The following is a 520-nucleotide window of genomic DNA, read 5'->3' as shown; positions in this document are numbered from 1 at the left end:
CGTTGACCAGCGTTACGGTCGGCTGACCTTCGCCGGTGGAACTGAGGCCACCAGCGTCAGTAACAGTCAGGTCGATTTTCGGCAACTGGTTGCCAGCGTTAACGAACTCTGCACCTTTTGCAGTCAGTACAACGTTGTTGCCCGAGATGGCGTAGTAGCCGTCTGCGTTAGTACCAGCAGTGAAGCTCACGGTCAGACCATCACGAGGAGTTTCTTCGTCACGTGCGTTGAACGTGCCCGCAACAGTGCCCGCTTCAGCGGCGTTCTCGACAATGGTGGTCGGCGTGATGTCGATCAACGGTACGTCATTAACCAAGGTCACAGTCGGCTGACCTTCACCGGTGGAGCTGAGGCCACCAGCGTCAGTAACAGTCAGGTCGATCTTCGGCAGCGGGTTACCCGCGTTTACGAATTCGGCGCCTTTAGCGGTCAGGACCACGTTATTGCCGGAGATGGCGTAGTAGCCGTCGGCGTTGGTGCCTGCGGTGAAGCTGATCGTCAGGTTTTCGCGTGGGGTTTC

At 57.7% G+C, this 520-nt stretch carries 1 protein-coding gene; it reads right to left on the bottom strand.

Annotated features, from left to right (window positions below; translation table 11 throughout):
- Nucleotides 1-520, bottom strand: a 520-nt coding sequence (locus tag NDJ82_RS27405) for a hypothetical protein (RefSeq protein WP_250926670.1), incomplete at both ends; no start/stop codon positions are given.

Origin of the sequence: Pseudomonas sp. SR18 (assembly GCF_023701505.1) — a bacterium.
GTDB lineage: Bacteria > Pseudomonadota > Gammaproteobacteria > Pseudomonadales > Pseudomonadaceae > Aquipseudomonas > Aquipseudomonas cyclaminis.
The sequence above is the reverse complement of the archived record's forward strand: the minus strand, read 5'-3'. Positions and strand labels throughout refer to the sequence as shown.